Annotated in this window: 16 protein-coding genes; 8 read left to right on the top strand and 8 right to left on the bottom strand. The window is 41.9% G+C overall.

The window, feature by feature from the left end; translation table 11 throughout:
• Positions 1–177 precede the first annotated feature (177 nt).
• The 3 genes from A11Q_RS08715 to A11Q_RS08725 are packed head-to-tail and all read left to right on the top strand — an operon-like array spanning position 178 to position 2,880.
• Positions 178–1,056, top strand: coding sequence for a heme/hemin ABC transporter substrate-binding protein (locus A11Q_RS08715; RefSeq protein ID WP_158320365.1), 879 nt, complete (start codon positions 178–180; stop codon positions 1,054–1,056).
• Entirely contained in the window at positions 1,053–2,093 is a 1,041-nt protein-coding gene (locus tag A11Q_RS08720) for a FecCD family ABC transporter permease (protein ID WP_015470441.1), read from the top strand. The genes A11Q_RS08715 and A11Q_RS08720 overlap by 4 nt, the downstream gene beginning before the upstream one ends.
• The gene (locus A11Q_RS08725) at positions 2,086–2,880 is read left to right on the top strand and encodes a heme ABC transporter ATP-binding protein (protein ID WP_015470442.1); all 795 of its coding nucleotides are present in this window, start codon (positions 2,086–2,088) and stop codon (positions 2,878–2,880) included. Before A11Q_RS08720 ends, A11Q_RS08725 begins: the two co-directional genes overlap by 8 nt.
• 153 nt (positions 2,881–3,033) lie before the next feature.
• Here the strand turns inward: A11Q_RS08725 and A11Q_RS08730 are convergent, their stop codons facing one another.
• The 4 genes from A11Q_RS08730 to A11Q_RS08745 all read right to left on the bottom strand — a co-directional run bounded on the left by A11Q_RS08730 (position 3,034) and on the right by A11Q_RS08745 (position 5,281).
• Positions 3,034–3,285, bottom strand: a complete 252-nt coding sequence (locus A11Q_RS08730) for a hypothetical protein (RefSeq protein ID WP_015470443.1) — start codon at positions 3,283–3,285, stop codon at positions 3,034–3,036.
• A gap of 46 nt (positions 3,286–3,331) precedes the next feature.
• Positions 3,332–3,694: a DUF1634 domain-containing protein gene (locus A11Q_RS13575; protein ID WP_015470444.1), complete on the bottom strand. Its 363-nt coding sequence runs from the start codon at positions 3,692–3,694 to the stop codon at positions 3,332–3,334.
• Entirely contained in the window at positions 3,684–4,598 is a 915-nt protein-coding gene (locus tag A11Q_RS08740; protein ID WP_148284975.1) for a sulfite exporter TauE/SafE family protein, read from the bottom strand. The genes A11Q_RS13575 and A11Q_RS08740 overlap by 11 nt, the downstream gene beginning before the upstream one ends.
• A gap of 71 nt (positions 4,599–4,669) precedes the next feature.
• Positions 4,670–5,281: a TetR/AcrR family transcriptional regulator gene (locus A11Q_RS08745; protein WP_158320366.1), complete on the bottom strand. Its 612-nt coding sequence runs from the start codon at positions 5,279–5,281 to the stop codon at positions 4,670–4,672.
• A 195-nt stretch (positions 5,282–5,476) separates the two neighbouring features.
• Here A11Q_RS08745 and A11Q_RS08750 point away from each other — a divergent pair, with 195 nt between their 5' ends.
• Genes A11Q_RS08750 through A11Q_RS13580 form a run of 3 tightly spaced genes read left to right on the top strand, consistent with a single transcriptional unit; the run spans position 5,477 to position 10,808 of the window.
• On the top strand, positions 5,477–6,910 hold the full coding sequence (locus A11Q_RS08750; protein WP_015470447.1) for a TolC family protein: 1,434 nt from the start codon (positions 5,477–5,479) through the stop codon (positions 6,908–6,910).
• A 2-nt stretch (positions 6,911–6,912) separates the two neighbouring features.
• Entirely contained in the window at positions 6,913–10,146 is a 3,234-nt protein-coding gene (locus tag A11Q_RS08755) for an efflux RND transporter permease subunit (protein ID WP_015470448.1), read from the top strand.
• A gap of 26 nt (positions 10,147–10,172) precedes the next feature.
• Positions 10,173–10,808 carry a TetR family transcriptional regulator gene (locus A11Q_RS13580; protein ID WP_015470449.1) on the top strand — a complete coding sequence of 212 codons (636 nt, stop codon included), beginning with the start codon at positions 10,173–10,175 and terminating at the stop codon, positions 10,806–10,808.
• On the opposite strand, the gene A11Q_RS08765 is transcribed toward A11Q_RS13580, so the two are convergent.
• Positions 10,805–11,281, bottom strand: coding sequence for a SixA phosphatase family protein (locus A11Q_RS08765; RefSeq protein ID WP_015470450.1), 477 nt, complete (start codon positions 11,279–11,281; stop codon positions 10,805–10,807). The two genes, A11Q_RS13580 and A11Q_RS08765, sit on opposite strands and share 4 nt — an antisense overlap.
• A 186-nt stretch (positions 11,282–11,467) precedes the next feature.
• On the opposite strand from A11Q_RS08765, the gene A11Q_RS08770 reads away from it, so the two are divergent.
• Positions 11,468–14,068, top strand: coding sequence for a hypothetical protein (locus tag A11Q_RS08770; RefSeq protein ID WP_015470451.1), 2,601 nt, complete (start codon positions 11,468–11,470; stop codon positions 14,066–14,068).
• A gap of 36 nt (positions 14,069–14,104) precedes the next feature.
• On the opposite strand, the gene A11Q_RS08775 is transcribed toward A11Q_RS08770, so the two are convergent.
• Positions 14,105–14,587: a hypothetical protein gene (locus tag A11Q_RS08775; RefSeq protein WP_015470452.1), complete on the bottom strand. Its 483-nt coding sequence runs from the start codon at positions 14,585–14,587 to the stop codon at positions 14,105–14,107.
• 156 nt (positions 14,588–14,743) lie between these two features.
• Between A11Q_RS08775 and A11Q_RS08780 the strand changes: the two genes are divergently transcribed.
• Positions 14,744–15,115: an arsenate reductase family protein gene (locus tag A11Q_RS08780; protein WP_015470453.1), complete on the top strand. Its 372-nt coding sequence runs from the start codon at positions 14,744–14,746 to the stop codon at positions 15,113–15,115.
• A 55-nt stretch (positions 15,116–15,170) separates the two neighbouring features.
• Here A11Q_RS08780 and udk read toward each other — a convergent pair whose 3' ends face one another.
• Both udk and upp read right to left on the bottom strand, forming a co-directional pair.
• The gene (gene udk / locus A11Q_RS08785) at positions 15,171–15,824 is read right to left on the bottom strand and encodes a uridine kinase (protein WP_015470454.1); all 654 of its coding nucleotides are present in this window, start codon (positions 15,822–15,824) and stop codon (positions 15,171–15,173) included.
• Positions 15,793–16,425: a uracil phosphoribosyltransferase gene (upp, locus tag A11Q_RS08790; protein ID WP_015470455.1), complete on the bottom strand. Its 633-nt coding sequence runs from the start codon at positions 16,423–16,425 to the stop codon at positions 15,793–15,795. Before upp ends, udk begins: the two co-directional genes overlap by 32 nt.
• Between the last annotated feature and the right edge of the window lie 57 nt (positions 16,426–16,482).

A 16,482-nucleotide genomic window follows, 5' to 3' on the forward strand; every position in this document is an offset into this window, starting at 1 on the left:
TTTGTACAACTTTATAGTTCCACTCTGAAACCACTGAATTTTTATTTATTCAACTCGTATTCAGTTATATCCATTTCAAGCGAATTCTTGCTCCGAAGGAATGAACGGGCCTATAAGAGCTTCAACATACAGACTGTCATCTACGACAACTTCAAAAAAAGGAGACTCCTCATGCCTGTGAGATTATTTTTCGTTTATGTATTGCCATTTGTATTACTATCTTTCAATTTTGCAGAAGGTGCTACCGTTCAAGGAGCTGACAATACAGAAGTCAGTGTTCAAAACCCAAAACGTCTTGTTGTTATTAATTCATCTGCAACAGAAACTTTATTTGCCTTAGGACTCGGAGATCGCATTGTCGGCACTGATGCCGGCTCTACTTATCCTGCTGTCGCTGAAAAACTTCCAAAAGTAGGTCACCCTTATAGACCTTCAGCAGAAGGTATCATCAGCTTAAAACCAGATCTGGTAATTGCTACGGAAGATAGTCTTCCGCCTGCAACAGCTCAACAAATTCGATCTGCAAAGATTCCCGTTTTAGTACTTGAAGCTTCAGATAAAAGTGGCGTTGATGGCTACAAACGCCGTGTTCGCATGATAGCAAAAGCTTTTGATATTGAAGCAAAAGCAGAAAAAGAAATTCAGCGTTTTGAAGAAGGACTTAAAAAAATCAACAGTTCTGCGACTGAAGGCAAGTCAGCAAAAGTTTTCTTCCTGTACGCCCACGGAGCGGCTTCGGGCCGCATCTATGGAACACAAACTGGTCCCCACTATTTAATCGAGGCTGCTGGCGCTCATAATGCCGCAGAATCAGTTGAAGGCGTTAAAGACTTCACTTCAGAAGCTATGGTAAAGATGCAGCCAGATGCCATTCTGGTTTTGAAACGTGTCTCTAAAAACTTAGGTGGAACTGAGGGCGTATTAAAACTACAAGGAATCTCGTTAACACCTGCAGGAAAAAACAAACGTGTTATCGAAATCGATGACAGCGTTCGTTGGATTGGACCTCGCTTCCCTGAGTTTGCACAAGAGTTAAATACGGCTCTAGCGAAATGAATCTTGCCCGTCGCTCTGTCATTTTAGTTTCCTTTATACTATTGTTAGCAGCGCTGCTGCTGACAATAGTCATTTCTATTTCTAAAGGTGCCGTCACTATTGCACCAGCCGAAGTTGTTCGCATTTTATTAAAAAACTTTGGACTACTCACTCAGACCTCTGTGGATGCACAACATGAAGCCGTTATCTGGGCGATTCGCCTCCCACGCGTTCTACAAGGTGTTATCGTTGGCGCCACACTGGCTGCCGCTGGCGTTGTGCTACAGGGACTTTTTAGAAATCCTTTAGCAGATTCTGGATTACTTGGTATCTCGAGCGGAGCTTCCTTTTTTGTGGCCGCCGCGGTGGTTTTACAATTTCACAAATTTGGACTCTTTACTTTACCACTCGCAGCTTTTGTCGGTAGCACCTGTGCCATCTTATTAGTTTCGGGATTATCACATTCCGCCAGAAAAACTCAGGTCGCCAGTATGTTATTAGCTGGTATCGCCTTAAATTCATTTTTTATGGCAGGGACCGGACTTGCCACTTATTTTTCAACGGATGAGCAGCTGCGTACCATTACATTTTGGCAAATGGGTTCACTAGCCAGTGCCAGTTGGACATCATTAGCCATTGCTGGCCCATTTATGCTGGTGAGTATTTTCGGCCTTCCCTTTTTAGCAGGCTCTTTGAATGCCTTGTTGTTAGGTGAAGACAATGCTCAATATCTTGGTGTGCGCGTCGAGCGCTTGAAGTGGTGTATTATCTTTTTAGTGGCTCTTGGCGTAGGAGCCTCAGTCGCCATTTCCGGTCTGATTGGTTTCATCGGTTTGATCGTGCCCCATTTAGTTCGATTGGTAACAGGCCCTAATCATAAACTAGTAATTCCGGGATCTATTTTAGTAGGTGCTATTCTACTCACTTCTGCAGATCTCTTAGCAAGAACTGTTATCACACCACAAGAGCTGCCTATTGGATTAATGACTTCTATTCTAGGAGCACCATTTTTCTTATACCTTATTTTAAGAGAGAAACGCCGAGGTTTACATGGCTAACCCACTTCTTCAGGTTAGAAATCTCTCTTTTGAAATTTCCGATAAAAGTTCAAAAAGAAAATTAGTGGATCAATTAGAGTTTGCTGTCAGCAGCCAAGAACTACTTGTTATCCTCGGCCGCAATGGTGCTGGCAAAAGTACATTGATGAAGTTAATCACGAAACAGCTTAAACCTAATGAAGGTTCCGTGCAGGTTTTTGGCAAAGAACTCGGTGAGCACCATCCTCGTGAACTGGCGAAGCGTCGCGCTGTTTTAACACAATTCACCTCTTTAACTTTTGATTACTCGGTTCTAGATGTGGTGTTGTTAGGGCGCACGCCTCATTCCGAATTTAACTCTATAAAACAATTTGATCGTGAACTGGCACTGCATTGTTTAGAACTCGTAGATCTACAAGATTTCGCTAATCGGGGTTACCTCTCTTTGTCTGGCGGAGAACAACAGCGTGTCCACATGGCCCGCGTCTTAGCGCAGCTCGGAGACTCTCAAGAAGAGCGGCTTTTACTTTTAGATGAACCGACCAGTAGTCTTGATCTTTACCATCAACATCAACTTCTAGAGCTTCTTAGAAAAATCAAAAAAAACAATGTGGGTATCCTAGCTATTCTACATGATCTTAATCTGGCAGCCCGCTATGCCGATCGCCTATTGATTATGAAACAAGGAAAAACTTTAGCGTTAGGAACACCACAAGACGTTTTCACCAGTGAGAATATCGCTGAAGCTTTTAACTATCATGCAAACGTGTTGCAAGATCCTACAAGAGGCTGCCCGTATCTGATCTAGGTACAACTTCTCTAGATATAACTTCTGCTGCACAATCTCAAGCAAAACGGCAGGACAACTGCCGTTTTGTAAACTGTCGTTAATAAAAATTTGATTTAATTTAATTAATTTTTATTTCACTGGTTTATTTCACTGGCTCACTCATGACGTGTGCTAGTGAAGTGTGCTCGCTTGCGCCACATCACTTGGTCTGTAATCGGATAAATCGATTTTTTCTTGAACCGATGTCGCTTCAACATCAATAAACTGTTTAAGTGGTGGCATCTTTCCAAAAAAGCCCCGTCCCGCGAGATATTTTAGGACGTAATAAGCAGCTGCTCCGTAAAGAAGCCACTGCCACCGAAAGCTCTTTACTACTTTTGGCGCTATTACCGCCATTGCTGCATTTTTTAAAGATGAGTCCATACAACCTCCTGTATATAGAAAGCTGAATGCATAAATCTTGCCAGAATTAAATCGCCCCTAAAATTAAAGAAAGCGTCAATGTGATTAATACGGCCAGTGAAACACCTACAAATTTCCAGTCCTTTTCACGCCACCATAAGAACAGCAATGTGATAACACGAAATGCCGGAGTCAATGCTAGAATCAACATCCCAAAAGACAAAAGACGATAAGCCCAACCTAAATCAGAATAAAAAATATCCAAAATACTGACTGCTGTCAGCGAGGTCTCGCCCATCCAGAGTAAAGCAATCAATCCCACCAACATTAACGTTACAGATAAGATCACTCCACCGCTAAGAAGAAACTGCACTGATTTTCTTTCAAATGCCGTATTTGATTTTTGTGGAAGTTTAATTTTATTGCCCAAACTTCACCCCCATCGCACTCAATAACATTTGAACAGCAACCAACACCAGCAGTATCGCAAATACTTTTTTCATAAGCGCGGCCGATATTTTCTGCGCCAAAGTTGTTCCATATAAAGCGCCACCCACAACACCGATCGCTACAGGGGCTGCCACCAATGGATAAACCATGCCTTTCATAAAATACACAAATAAACTGGAAATCGCCGTCACCCCAATCATAAAGTTAGAGGTCGCTGTTGCGACTTTGATCGGAACATTCATCCCTAGATGCATCGCTGGAACTTTAATAAAGCCGCCGCCAACACCTAAAAGACCTGACAGCATCCCTGCAAAAAATGAGATGATACTGCCTAGAAAACTTCGCTCGACTTGATAGTGAATAGTCGAACGACTGCTGACATCGTAATAAGACCCCGAAAGACTGTGAGCATCTTCTTGCGATTCGATCATCACTGTCTTCGAGTCCTCTGTCCCATCAAACTTCACTGTTTTAGTTTTATCTTTTGCTCTGAAGACTAAAAAAGCGATGATCATCATCAGAAAAGAAAAAATCATAGTAATCAAATGCGAAGAGACAAATACAGCAACTAAACCACCTGCGATACCGCCCAAAGTAGTTGCTACTTCTAACCACATGCCTAACCGCATATTCGCCAAACCTTTACCCACATAGACACTACCAGCGGCTGTGGAAGATGCGACCACGGCAAATAAGGATGAGACTACGGCTACTTTAATATCGAAACCAAAGGCCAATACCAGTATAGGGACAACGATGATCCCACCGCCGACACCCATTAGTGCTCCTAAAATACCTGCAAAGACACCGGTAAAAATTAAGCCGCAGATCAAGGCCACTGATAAATTTATGGATAAGGTTGGTAAACTTGTAAGTGCGTCCACTCAGCGTCCCTTCTTATGAGTTCTGAGTCTTCAATTTAATCTATAGAGTTAGATGTGACAACTTATATGGATTAAGACTTGTGCCTGTCGGCATCAAAGCGATAGATGTAGTCTTCAACAAAATTTTTAAGATTTTTTAACACGACATCTTTAGGTTCATTGTCCATAATGATCTTAAATAAAACGCAACTAAACGCATATAGCTCTAGCGGTTCACAAATCTCTTCCGTCGTTCGAGATGATTTGAGTTTTCCAGCTTTTCTGAATTTTTCCATGCGCTCTAGGAAAAGTGGATTTACTTTTTGCGAGAAAGTCAGTTGCTCTTTAAATTTTTTACTGAACTTTGGATCAACAAGCAGTTGTACGAAAATGATTTTCACGAAACTCAGATCTTGGCAAACACCATGGATCTTACTAGCACAGTAACTGACCGCTTCTTTTGTTACAGTAGCTTCTTCTGGATAAGACAGTTGTTCGATCTTAAATCTTTCCATCTTTCTTTTTAGAAGGGCGATTAATAGTCCCTGCTTACCATCGAAGTAGCGATTGATCAGAGCGATGTTCACATCAGATTTTTTGGCGATTTCTCGAGTAGTTGCTCTATCATAGCCGATCTTAGAAAAGAGCTCTTCGGCGGCATTTAATAACCGCTCTTCTGAAGCTGCTCTATCATTTAATCGCACTACCGTCTTTTTTTGACTCACCACTCACCTCAACTTAACTCATTAAAAACACAGGGTTTTATTGGGTTTCTTAGATTATAGCGAATTCTCACCTGCTTTTCAACTAAGTAATCGCTTGATTACTTTAAGATTTTAGTTCATATTGTTAAGTAATCGTTTGATTACTTATTTAAAGCACCCGAAAGGACCGTTCCTATGATGACGAAACCCTTACTTGTCTTAGCGCTAAGTTTTGTATCGCTTAACGCTTCCGCACTTAGTTTACCCGAATACCTTGAACAGGTAAAAAAGCACAGTCTTTCCTACCAAAGCAATGTGAATAGCGCCGAAGGTGCTGCTTTGCAGGCTCGTGAAGCTGACTTACTTTTTACTCCGCATTTTTTTGCTGAAGGTCGCAGTGGCCACGACGCCAAGCTTTCTAGCCCACCCGTCATGGTTTACGATGACCTGAAATCGCAAAACTATTCTGTTGGTGTATCTCAGCAGTTTAACTTCGGTCTAAAAGCCTCTTTATCTTACCAATTAAACAAAACAGATTTTGATGGAGCCAACTTCGGTCCCAACGTGCCCACCTCTTATTGGGATGCATCTCCGCGCCTAGAGTGGTCTTTACCCCTTTGGCAGAATGGTTTTGGTCGTGCAGATCGCGCCAATCAACAGTTAATCCGTAGCCAAGCCGAAGCCGCTAAATATGGTAACTTAGCCAAAGTTGATGGTTCTTTAATTGAAGCGGAAATCGCTTACTGGAGACTATCTTCTGCTCAAGAAAGCTTGAAAGTCCAACAACAAGCTTTGAAAGCAGCACAGAACATCTATAACTATGTAAACGAAAAGAAACGTAAGAACTTAGGTGAAGCTGCTGATGTATTACAAGCCACTGCATTAGTTGAAGCTTATCAATTACAATTGAAACAAGCCGAAATCGAAGAACAAGCGGCAAAACGTAATTTCAACTTACATCTCAATCAAGACTTCAATACTGAAGTTCCTGTTTTGAGCGCTCTGGATCTACAAGCTTTAGAAAATGTGGAAGTCACTAAAGTCCGCCCTGGTGACAGAGCAGACGTAAAAGCCGCACAAGCTCAAACAGAGCTAGCGCGCGCGAATAGCCAAGTCGTTTTAGAGCGTAACCGTCCTAAAGTAGATCTCTATGGTATCTATGCAATGAATGGTCGTGAGGCCAAAGCCACTGATGCGATGACTGATGTTAATCGTGCAGATCGCGAAACAGCTTTTATCGGTGTCAGACTGCAAGTTCCTTTGAATTTCAGCGCCACATCGGACGCTCGCGAAGGGGCACGTAAAAGTGTTTTAGCTGCGGAACAAAATGAAAAATATATTAAATTTACGCAAGACCAACACTGGGCTGATCTTGTTGAAAAAATCGAAGAAGCAAAAGCAACTCTGAAATTGACTACAGCGATGGAAAAAGCTCAAAAATCAAAATTGGATAATGAACGTGTTCGCCTAAGACAAGGCCGTACAACTACGTATCAAATCCTATTGTTCGAACAAGATTACAGCCAAGCGCAGGCGTCTCGTATCCGTGCAGCTTCGCAAATTTTAGCTTTACAATCACAACTTAAACTTTATCAGGCCTCAAACTCTGACGCCGCAGATGGGATCTAATTATGAGTCTCGCTAACGTATCCATTAAAAGACCGATCTTTATCACCAGTGTGATCATTGCGATTCTTGCTGCCGGTATCGCTGGTTTTAAAGCCATGAGTGTCGACTTATACCCTGACGTCAGTATCCCTGTCGTATCAGTACAAACAGTCTACCCTGGAGCAGGCCCAGAAGAGATTGAAAACTTAATCAGTCGCCCTATTGAGGACAATGTCAGTACAATATCCGGAATTAAGCGTCTGACATCGCGAAACCTTGAAGGCGTCAGTATGGTTATCGTCGAGTTCCAAAGTACTGTGGAAGCGAAAGATGCCGAGCAACAAGTTCGTGATAAAATCAATCTGACGAAGCCAAACTTGCCAGATGATATTGAAGAACCTGTCATTAAAAAGTTTGACCCTGCAGATAGCCCTATCATGATGTTGGCCTTATCTGCCAAGGATATCGGCGATGCAAAACTTTATGACATTGCAGATAGATACGTTAAGCCGCGCTTAGAGCAAGTGAATAACGTCGGTGCGATTGAAATCGTCGGTGGACGAAAAAGAGAAGTTCACGTTATCCTTGATCGTCAAAAGCTTAAAGCTCGTGAAATTTCTGTCGGACAAGTAGCGGCACAAATTGGAGCTTCAGGTGAAAACATCCCAAGTGGTAAAGTTAACAAAGGTGATCAAGAGTTAATTTTCCGTGGCCTAGGTGAATTTCGTTCTGTTCCAGAAGTTGCAGATACACTAGTTAACCTTTACGGAAATGAAGTTCCTACCCGCGTAGCCGATCTTGGTACTGTTGTTGATACATTAGAAGATGAAAAAACACGCAGTTTCTTTGAGGGCGATAAAGTTATCGTGCTTCAAGTGTTCAGACAAGCTGGATCAAATACTTTAAGTGTTACAGATGACATCAAAAAACAACTTGTTAAAATCGAACCTGAGCTATCTCAATTAGAAGGAACTCCACAACTTCAAGTTGTGATCGATTCCAGCCGTGTTATCCGTAACAACGTAGCTGACGTTTACGAAACTATTATTATCGGTATTATCTTAACAGTTATCACTGTTTTCTTCTTCTTAGGAAGTATGCGTTCTACTTTAATCACAGCACTTTCATTACCGGTTTCATTGATCGGTGCCTTTGCTCTGATGAAGTTTGCAGGATTCTCTATCAACGTTGTGAGTTTATTGGCCCTAACCCTTGCCGTCGGTCTTCTTATCGATGATGCCATCGTAGTTATCGAAAATATCTACCGCCGTATGGAGCTAGGTGAAAACTCGTTAGAAGGTGCTGAAAAAGGTACGAGCGAAATCCAAATGGCTGTTTTCGCCATCACTCTTGTGGTTATCGCCGTTTTCGTTCCAGTTGCTATGATGACTGGTATCGTGGGTCAGTTCTTAAAGCAATTCGGTTTAACCGTAGCTATTTCTATGGCGATCAGTTTGTTCGTAGCCTTAACGATCATCCCAATGTTAGCCGCTTACTTCGGTGGCGATGGACATGGCGCTCATGGCAAACAACACAAACCTCATGGACTATACGAAAAAACTATTGGTCGTATGTTAAGAGGTTTCGATCGTTTCCAAACATGGTTAGAAAATGTTTACGAAAATATGTTAGAGTGGTCTTTACGTCATACACGTCTAACAATCGCGGGGACATTTGTCGTCTTTGCTCTGAGTATCTATACTGTAGCCCACGTCCCTTCTGAGTTTATCCCAGATGATGACAGTGGTGAGGTTGCTGTAACTCTTGAGTTAGCTCCAGGTGCCAGCCTTGATCGCACAGCTCAGGCAGTGGACGAAGTGAATACTATCATCAAGAAAAACTCTGATGTGGAATTTTCACTGGTGACTATTGGTGGTGTTTACGGTGAAGCAAATAAAGCCGATATCCTTGTAAAACTTAAACCAACTCGTAAAATTACAAGTTTAATGTATCGTGATCAATTGCGACAAGAACTTGCTGGTTTCGTTGAGGAGTACAACCCTATCGTAAAAAAATACGATACAAGTGGTGGTATGCAAGCACAGCCTATTACGCTGAATTTGTTGTCTCCTAACCCTGAGGCTTTAGCAAAAGCTGCTGATCAGGTTTTTGAAAGACTAAAAAATGATCCGCGCGTAAAAGATCCAAATACGAACTACAGAACTGGTAAACCAGAAATGCAAGTACGTCTTAAACCAGGGGCTGCTAAAGAGTATGGTATCAATACTTCTACTATGGGTGTTGAGTTACGCGCTCAAGTTGAGGGTTTAACAACAGCTAAGTTCCGTGAAATGGGTCGTGAGTATGATGTTCGTGTTCGTCTAAAAGACGACCAACGTGACTTACAAAAAGACTTTAAAAACATCTATGTCCCTAATATCAATAGAAAGCTTGTTAGACTTTCTGATATCGCAAATGGAGAAGTTGTTGCGGGACCAGCCTCTATCGAAAGACAAGATAGATCTCGTTACGTGCAATTGACTGCCAGTGTGGCGCCAGGTGTAGGTTTAAGTGAAGTGGTTAACGACCTTGTTAAATCTATGACTACCGGAGACACTAAATTACCTGTTGATGTTCGTTACAGCTTCGCAGGTGATGCGGAAAATATGCAAGAGTTAGCAGGTTCTGCTGTTCTAGCAATTATCTTCGGTACTCTGTGTGTGTACTTAATTCTTGCGAGTCTTTACGAATCGTTTATCACTCCGATCACGATTCTAGTGGCTCTACCTCTAGCATTGAGTGGTGCTTTCCTTGGTTTATTCATCACAGGAAAAACGATCAATCTATTTGCTATCCTCGGTCTCTTTATGTTGATTGGTGTCGCAGGTAAGAATGGTATCCTTCTAGTCGACTTTACAAAACAGTTGATGGATCAAGGTATCGATCGTACGACAGCATTAATTAGAGCTGGACGCACACGTCTTCGTCCAATCCTAATGACTTCATTTGCCTTGATCGCTGGTACACTTCCAATCGCGATTGGTCTAAATCCGGCATCAAGAACTCGTACCTCTATGGGTGTGGCGATTGTGGCCGGTGTTCTATTGTCTACAATCCTGACTCTGATCGTGGTTCCGGCTCTTTTCGTGTACGTAGATCGTTTCAGAGTGTGGGCTAATAATTATGGTGCCCGTTTCACTTCACACGAAAAATCTGGTGCTGCTCCAACAGCAAGTCAGCACCAAGAAGAGAAAGAAATCGAAACTGTTCAGCCGGCAATCGTTAACTCAAATGCCTCTGAACCAACTGAGGCCTAGATTAACCCCTAGGCCGAAAGGTTATTATGAGTGCGGCAGATTTAAAGAAAAAAATTCTTAAGCCCACAAAGCGAGAAGCTTTAAAATGCGCCGCACTCAAATTGTTTTCTGAAAAAGGTTTTCACGCTGTCAGCACAAAAGAACTCAGCGAAAAAGCCAAAGCCAATATCAGTCTGATTTCATTTTATTTCGGTAGCAAAAAAGGTCTTTTACAAAATCTTTTTGAAGAATTAAGTCAGCATCAAATTTTCGATACAGATCGTCTTTTCTCTGGACCGATCAACTCCCGTGAAGAGTTAGAACAAAAAACTTATAATTTTCTTAAAGAACTTACAGATTTTTTCTCGCAACACCATGAGCTTCTGATTTTATTCTTTTGTGAGCTAGAGCTTGAAAGCCAAGAGGCGCAGGATCTTTTTCCAAAAACATTTGTCGGACTTTATCAAAGCTTCATGGCTTTCTTAGAAAAGGCAAAATCCCAAGGTTTGATCTCTGCAGAGACCGATATCGAGATTTTATCTTTGCGAACTATTTCGCCTATCTCTAGTCTACTAAGAAGTTTTAAATCCAGCAAACAGCACTTCCATATCTCTTTGAAGAATCCTGAGTTTCGAGAAAAACTCATTGCCACTATCGCCAAAGATGTCGCTTATAAAAACTAGAAAATATTGACGAGCTGATACTTCTTCTGATCTTTTTGGTACTTAATAACTACAATTGCACCTTTTTTGATTTTGATAAAATCAGTCTCTTTTTTAAAAATAGACTTCAGACAGTTACTTAGAAAAGGCTCGTGGGATACAGCGACCACACATTCTTCGCCTCTATCTTGTAACCACTTTAAAAACTCTATTGGATTCTTATCTGGTTCAATCAATGAATTACTTTCGATGAAGGCTTCTTTGAGTTCCAATCCTTCCAGCAAAATATCTAAGGTCTGTGCCGCACGTAGATAAGGGCTTGTAATAAATAGCTCCACCTCTTTGAATACCTTTTTATTTTTCTTTACCTGTTTACGAAACTCTTCTATTCCCTCTTCTGTCAGCGGTCGTTGAGCTTCTTTAATTTTCTTAATAAGTGCCACTGCACGATCTAATGCCTTTGCATGACGTACAAAGATGAGCGTCTTTGTCATTCTATCCCCTATTCCATCGAATATCGTCATCCATAGCCACAGTCTTTATAGCTCTAAGACATAGAATCTTTCGGCAATCCATCCTCACGGATGAAAATCTGTCCCACAATGAAACGAAAATCTGTATCCCCTTAGAATCCGATGATTTTTTTAATTTACTCAATTCGAAATCCGATAAAAAGGTCTATGCAATTCAGATATTTTCAATCACTTGTTTACGGGCTTGTCTTAACTGTGTTCTGTGGCGTTCTAGGTATGGCCTGTTGGTTTGATTTTAATGAAGATCATCGCACAACGACCTCTGTAACAGAAAGACTTCCTCAGTCTGTAGATCCCTCGTTATCTGAAGTGACTGTTTCATTTAAGCTGTCTGACAGTTTACCGGAAGCTATTCGCCTTCGTCTTTCGTCCCTGATTACGTCTACTTTTCCTCAAGTGACAGAAAACAGTTGTCCGACAACATCGTCACGTCATTTACATCTACAGTTTGGTTATGTACCTGATGGACCAATTCAGTTGGCTGAAAAACGTGCCCTTAAAACAAATGAGGGATTTATTATCAAAGCGCAAAAAGGACGTCTTCCCCACTGTCTGACTTTAGCCGCCGATGGAAAGGCCACCGAGCTTTCAGATTTTAAATCCTCACGGGGTGCCAGCTATGGTGCCTACGCTGTCATGCAAGACTTGGGATTCCGTTTCTTACACCCACTTAAACCGCAGAATGACTCGGTCACTTTAGATTTTTCCAAACTCGAAAAGCTTTCACGCACAGAAGAACCACGTTGGGAAACACGCGCTATGCATCTGCACACTATGCATCCTTTAGAACTCACCAACCTTGTCAATGGTTGGGGACTACGTGGCCCACAAGATCTACGCGGCTGGGAAGAGATGCTTCCCTATTGGACGTATTTCATGGAATGGATGACTGCACATAAGCAAAACGAAGTAGAGTGGATGTTACTTTGGTCGCCGAATGCAGGTACTTATAATCAAAGTGCCGAAAGACAAAACCGACTGAAGCGCCTGACAACTGTATCAAAAGATTGGGGTGTTGATGTTGGCGCCGTTACCCCTGTTCGCTTCGTTCAACAAAATGGATGGACCTTACTAAGAAATCACGAATCTCGTAAAGGTCAGCCGAATGAAGAGCGACAAAATATCAACGAAATTCTACACAATATCAATTGGCTTCTACAGGCTGGTTTCACCGCTATTGGCGGAGAACTCGGCGAAGGTGAATTCAGCAGTGCCCCTGCTGCTAATACAATCCAAGAACTCAATGCGATTGCAGATCATCTAGCCGCACAAAATCCAAAAGTTCCTTACCGCGTAAAAGTGCATGTCTCGCAGAAACAGTATGCCAAGGGTTACCAAGACCCTATGACAAGAAAAGACATCAATTTCAATTACCTGCCTCTTTATGCCAATTCAAATGTGGGTGTACTTCCACACACGATTCAGATTTATTCTTTAGATGATCCAGCCCCGACTTACGAAAATGAAAACTTCATGGATATGTTCCGCTTTATCAAAATGGCGGCCACAGGGGCTGTCGAAGGACGCCGTCGTGAAGTTCTATTTTATCCCGAAACTTCTTACTGGGTTTCTTATGATATTGATGTGCCTTTATTTCTACCCGTCTATGCCTACCGCCGCGTCCACGATTTGCGCTTGATCGCACGCGATGAAACTTCCGGAGAAATGAAACGGAAAAATGCGCATATTCACGGGCAAGTTATTTTTTCTAGTGGTTGGGAATGGGGCTATTGGTTTAATGATGTGATCACAGCCGAGGCCGCGTGGAATCCACGTTTAAATGCAGCCAGTTCTGCTTTGGCTTTCCAAGAAATTATTCGTGACACTTTCCGCTTAGATGAAAAAGTCGATGGTCGCTCTAGTGGTCTAGCACAATTGATCTCGTCTATTTCTCAGAATCAACATCGTCTTTTGATTTTAGGTCAGCATTCAAATGCTCGGCAGAACTCTATTGAGAAACGCAATGGCATGGCCTACATGGCCGGAGTCGATAGTTTTGATGAAATCGGCATGTGGACCCGCGAGAACCTGCCTTCTCCGCTAAAGAATTCAGTACCTCTAACTCAGCCTAATAAATTTCGCGATGATTGGGCTTTCCAATTCGCTCGCCCTTTTTATTTGAATGAAGCTAAATACAACTCTGAACTTAAGCCCTTATTAAGGGCCATGGCCAATACGTTTCAACAAGATGCTCAACGTATACAGGCATTCAAAGAACAAAAAATAATTAAAGGTCTTGAGTTTTTCTTACAAGAATTCACAGACGGAGCCCATATCAATTCATTAAGGGCCGCGTTTGTTTTTAATATTTATGAAGCCCGTCTAGCCCGTTCTAAAAATAAATCAGCGAATGAGATGAAGCCATTCTTCAACAGCCTTGATCGCTTGCTTCAAACAGGACGACAAATCACAGACAGAAGAAAATCCCTTATTCCTATGCAGCCAGCCCACCAAAAACTAGTAACTGCATGGGAAGCCAACGACTCGCAAAACCCCACGGACTATCGTTTTGGTTATCTGTGGACCGCTTACAATCTTTTCTACTGGCAACGCGAACTTAACAAACTCCGCTATGTCGAGGATGACAAATCCAATTTCTGTTATATGAATATTATTAAAGCTTCAGATCTGGAAGGTAAGGTCAATGGACCAACACAACAGGCAGAGGCCTTTGCACGTATGGCTCCGTACTTCCGCAGTTGTGCCACCATCCCGACTTCAGAACCCAATTTACAGCAAGGATGGTAGCACCTAAATCAAATCACGCTATCCTGTAGCGATCCTCTAGAAGCGAAATCTGGCTCCGATGCCTGCATTTAAATGCACATCTGTACTCGGAGCCAAATCTAGCACTGGCACCAATTCACCAAATAATTCCAGATTAGGATTTGTCGTTAAGTAATTAATGCCAATGGGGGCTCGAATTCCCACACGCGCTTTACCTCTATCACTGCCATCTGTAATATCACTGACGCGCGCGCCCAAACCATAATACAAATTTAACGGAGTCAGCTCACCAGCATTGAGCCTCCGTGCAGGATCAATCAAATAGTCCGCATGGATCGACATTCCCTTACGCCCATCAAAAGTGTAAGCCAAAGCCCCATCAATAGCGCGCCCGTTATCTAGGCGATATTTACCTGATATCCCAGTCAATGAACCCAAAATCACACCCAATTGCATCTCCTCTGCAAATGCTGACGTCGAAAAAATAAGGACCAATAAACTTACGATCTTTCCAGCTCTCTTGCTGTAATGTTGAAACATGCTGTTCACCTTTCGTTGTTTTCTTGACTCATTTGTAAGCGAGCAGTTTTTAATTGATTCAGAATTCATTTGATGAAATCTTCAAACTACGATTTTCAAAAAAAAATGTGATTACTTATTGATCAAAAATAAGCAAAAAGTCTGGTGGAGGTTGAAATGGGTCTTAAAGTTTATGAATACAGCAAGTGCAGCACTTGTGTGAAAGCATTGAAATTCTTAGATACAAAAAAAGTTAAATATGAAAAGCTCCCTATCGTCGAACAGCCTCCCACATTGAAAGAACTGAAAACTATGCTGTCCTACTTAGAAGAACAAGGTGGAAGCTTCAAAAATCTTTTCAATACCTCAGGACAGCTTTATCGCGAGTTCGGTATATCAGATAAACTCAAGGCTGGTATGACAGAAACTGAAGCTTTAAAGTTACTAGCGGCGAACGGAAAACTGATCAAGCGTCCCTTCATCTTAAGCGACAAAACTGGAACTGTGGGTTTTAAGGAAGATGTTTGGAAGAAGCTCTTTACGAAGTAATCTTATAATCGAATTTGTAGTATCCATAGGATTGTGAAGCCGGATACAGTCTTAGTTACTTTACTAGTTTAAGACTGTATTCTTTCAACGCCTGATTGTAATCCCCTAAATCGTGAACAATCGTCTTCGCAAAAGCTTTTGATGGTTCAACAAATAGATCGTGCATCGGCTTTACTTGTTTCAGGAATTGCTCTTTCACACCTTCAGGTGTGCGGCCTCTTTCTTTCACGTCTCTTTCAAGGCGGCGCGAGTAGCGCAACTCTTCTGGGGTTTGAAAAAACACTAAGTCGTCAAAAAGATCACGCACTTCTTGTGTATGGAAAATTAAAATCCCATCCACAATAATAATTTTTTTAGGAATGACTTCTAACGTTTCATTGCGTCTTTTATGAGTGGCAAAATCATAGGTGGGAATCTGCACAGACTCGCCCGCTTTAAGACGGCGCAGGCACTGGGCTAATAAAGAAAAATCAATACTATCGGGATGATCGAAATTAACAGCCCCACCATCTTTGTCGAATCTGTGGGACTGATCGATATAGAAATTATCTTGGTAGACAATTTGACAAACACCTTCACCGTGTTGACGAGTTAACTCTTGTACTAGGGCTTCCGAGAAAAATGTCTTTCCCGAGCCACTGCCCCCCGCAACACCTAAAATGAATGGTCTGACTTGACTACTTGGTTTGATAAAGTCGGTCTCCTGCATCGCCCAATCCTGGAACTAAATACCCAAGATCGTTTATTTCTTTTTCTATGTTTAAAGTAAAAATATCAACATCCGGATGAAAATGTCTAATTTTTTCAATAGCAAACTCACTACAAAGGATGGTTAAAATGCGTATTTTTTTCACTTCATAGCTTTTTAAGCGGTCAATCGCCGCAATCATCGTGTCTGCCGTTGAAACCAAGGGGTCACACATGATGGCCATTTTACCTTTAATGTCCTCTGGCATCTTGAAATAATACTCAACTGTATTGTGAATAAACTTATCGCGATAGATTCCAATAAAGCCAGCAGAGGCGAAAGGAATCATGGAAAGGACAGCATCCAACATCCCATTTCCTGCACGCATAATCGAAACCACAACTGGTGCATTGGCAATACGTTGCACTTTCGTTTGTGCGATAGGTGTTTCAACCACCACATCCCGCATTTCATTCCAATCCCGCATCACTTCGTGAGCCAAGATACGACTGATTTCTTTTACTAGCTCACGGAACTCGCCCGAGCCTGTTTCTTTATCACGTAAATATCCCAATTTGTGTTGTAACAGGGGATGATCAATTACAATTACTTTTCCAGACATAAAATCCTCATCTTACTATTTAGTCTTATAATTTAGTCTTACAGCTTAATCTTTCTA

Origin of the sequence: Pseudobdellovibrio exovorus JSS, assembly GCF_000348725.1 — a bacterium.
Lineage (GTDB): Bacteria > Bdellovibrionota > Bdellovibrionia > Bdellovibrionales > Bdellovibrionaceae > Pseudobdellovibrio > Pseudobdellovibrio exovorus.

What these genes read in the sequence shown, in the direction of transcription:
- A11Q_RS08750 (WP_015470447.1), top strand. Translation starts at nt 5,477, where the DNA reads ATGATGACGAAACCCTTACTTGTCTTAGCGCTAAGTTTTGTATCGCTT.
- A11Q_RS08720 (WP_015470441.1), top strand. Translation starts at nt 1,053, where the DNA reads ATGAATCTTGCCCGTCGCTCTGTCATTTTAGTTTCCTTTATACTATTG.
- A11Q_RS08730 (WP_015470443.1), bottom strand. Translation starts at nt 3,285, where the DNA reads ATGGACTCATCTTTAAAAAATGCAGCAATGGCGGTAATAGCGCCAAAA.
- A11Q_RS08765 (WP_015470450.1), bottom strand. Translation starts at nt 11,281, where the DNA reads ATGACAAAGACGCTCATCTTTGTACGTCATGCAAAGGCATTAGATCGT.
- A11Q_RS08725 (WP_015470442.1), top strand. Translation starts at nt 2,086, where the DNA reads ATGGCTAACCCACTTCTTCAGGTTAGAAATCTCTCTTTTGAAATTTCC.
- udk (WP_015470454.1), bottom strand. Translation starts at nt 15,824, where the DNA reads ATGCAGGAGACCGACTTTATCAAACCAAGTAGTCAAGTCAGACCATTC.
- A11Q_RS08770 (WP_015470451.1), top strand. Translation starts at nt 11,468, where the DNA reads ATGCAATTCAGATATTTTCAATCACTTGTTTACGGGCTTGTCTTAACT.
- upp (WP_015470455.1), bottom strand. Translation starts at nt 16,425, where the DNA reads ATGTCTGGAAAAGTAATTGTAATTGATCATCCCCTGTTACAACACAAA.
- A11Q_RS08775 (WP_015470452.1), bottom strand. Translation starts at nt 14,587, where the DNA reads ATGTTTCAACATTACAGCAAGAGAGCTGGAAAGATCGTAAGTTTATTG.
- A11Q_RS08780 (WP_015470453.1), top strand. Translation starts at nt 14,744, where the DNA reads ATGGGTCTTAAAGTTTATGAATACAGCAAGTGCAGCACTTGTGTGAAA.
- A11Q_RS13580 (WP_015470449.1), top strand. Translation starts at nt 10,173, where the DNA reads ATGAGTGCGGCAGATTTAAAGAAAAAAATTCTTAAGCCCACAAAGCGA.
- A11Q_RS08755 (WP_015470448.1), top strand. Translation starts at nt 6,913, where the DNA reads ATGAGTCTCGCTAACGTATCCATTAAAAGACCGATCTTTATCACCAGT.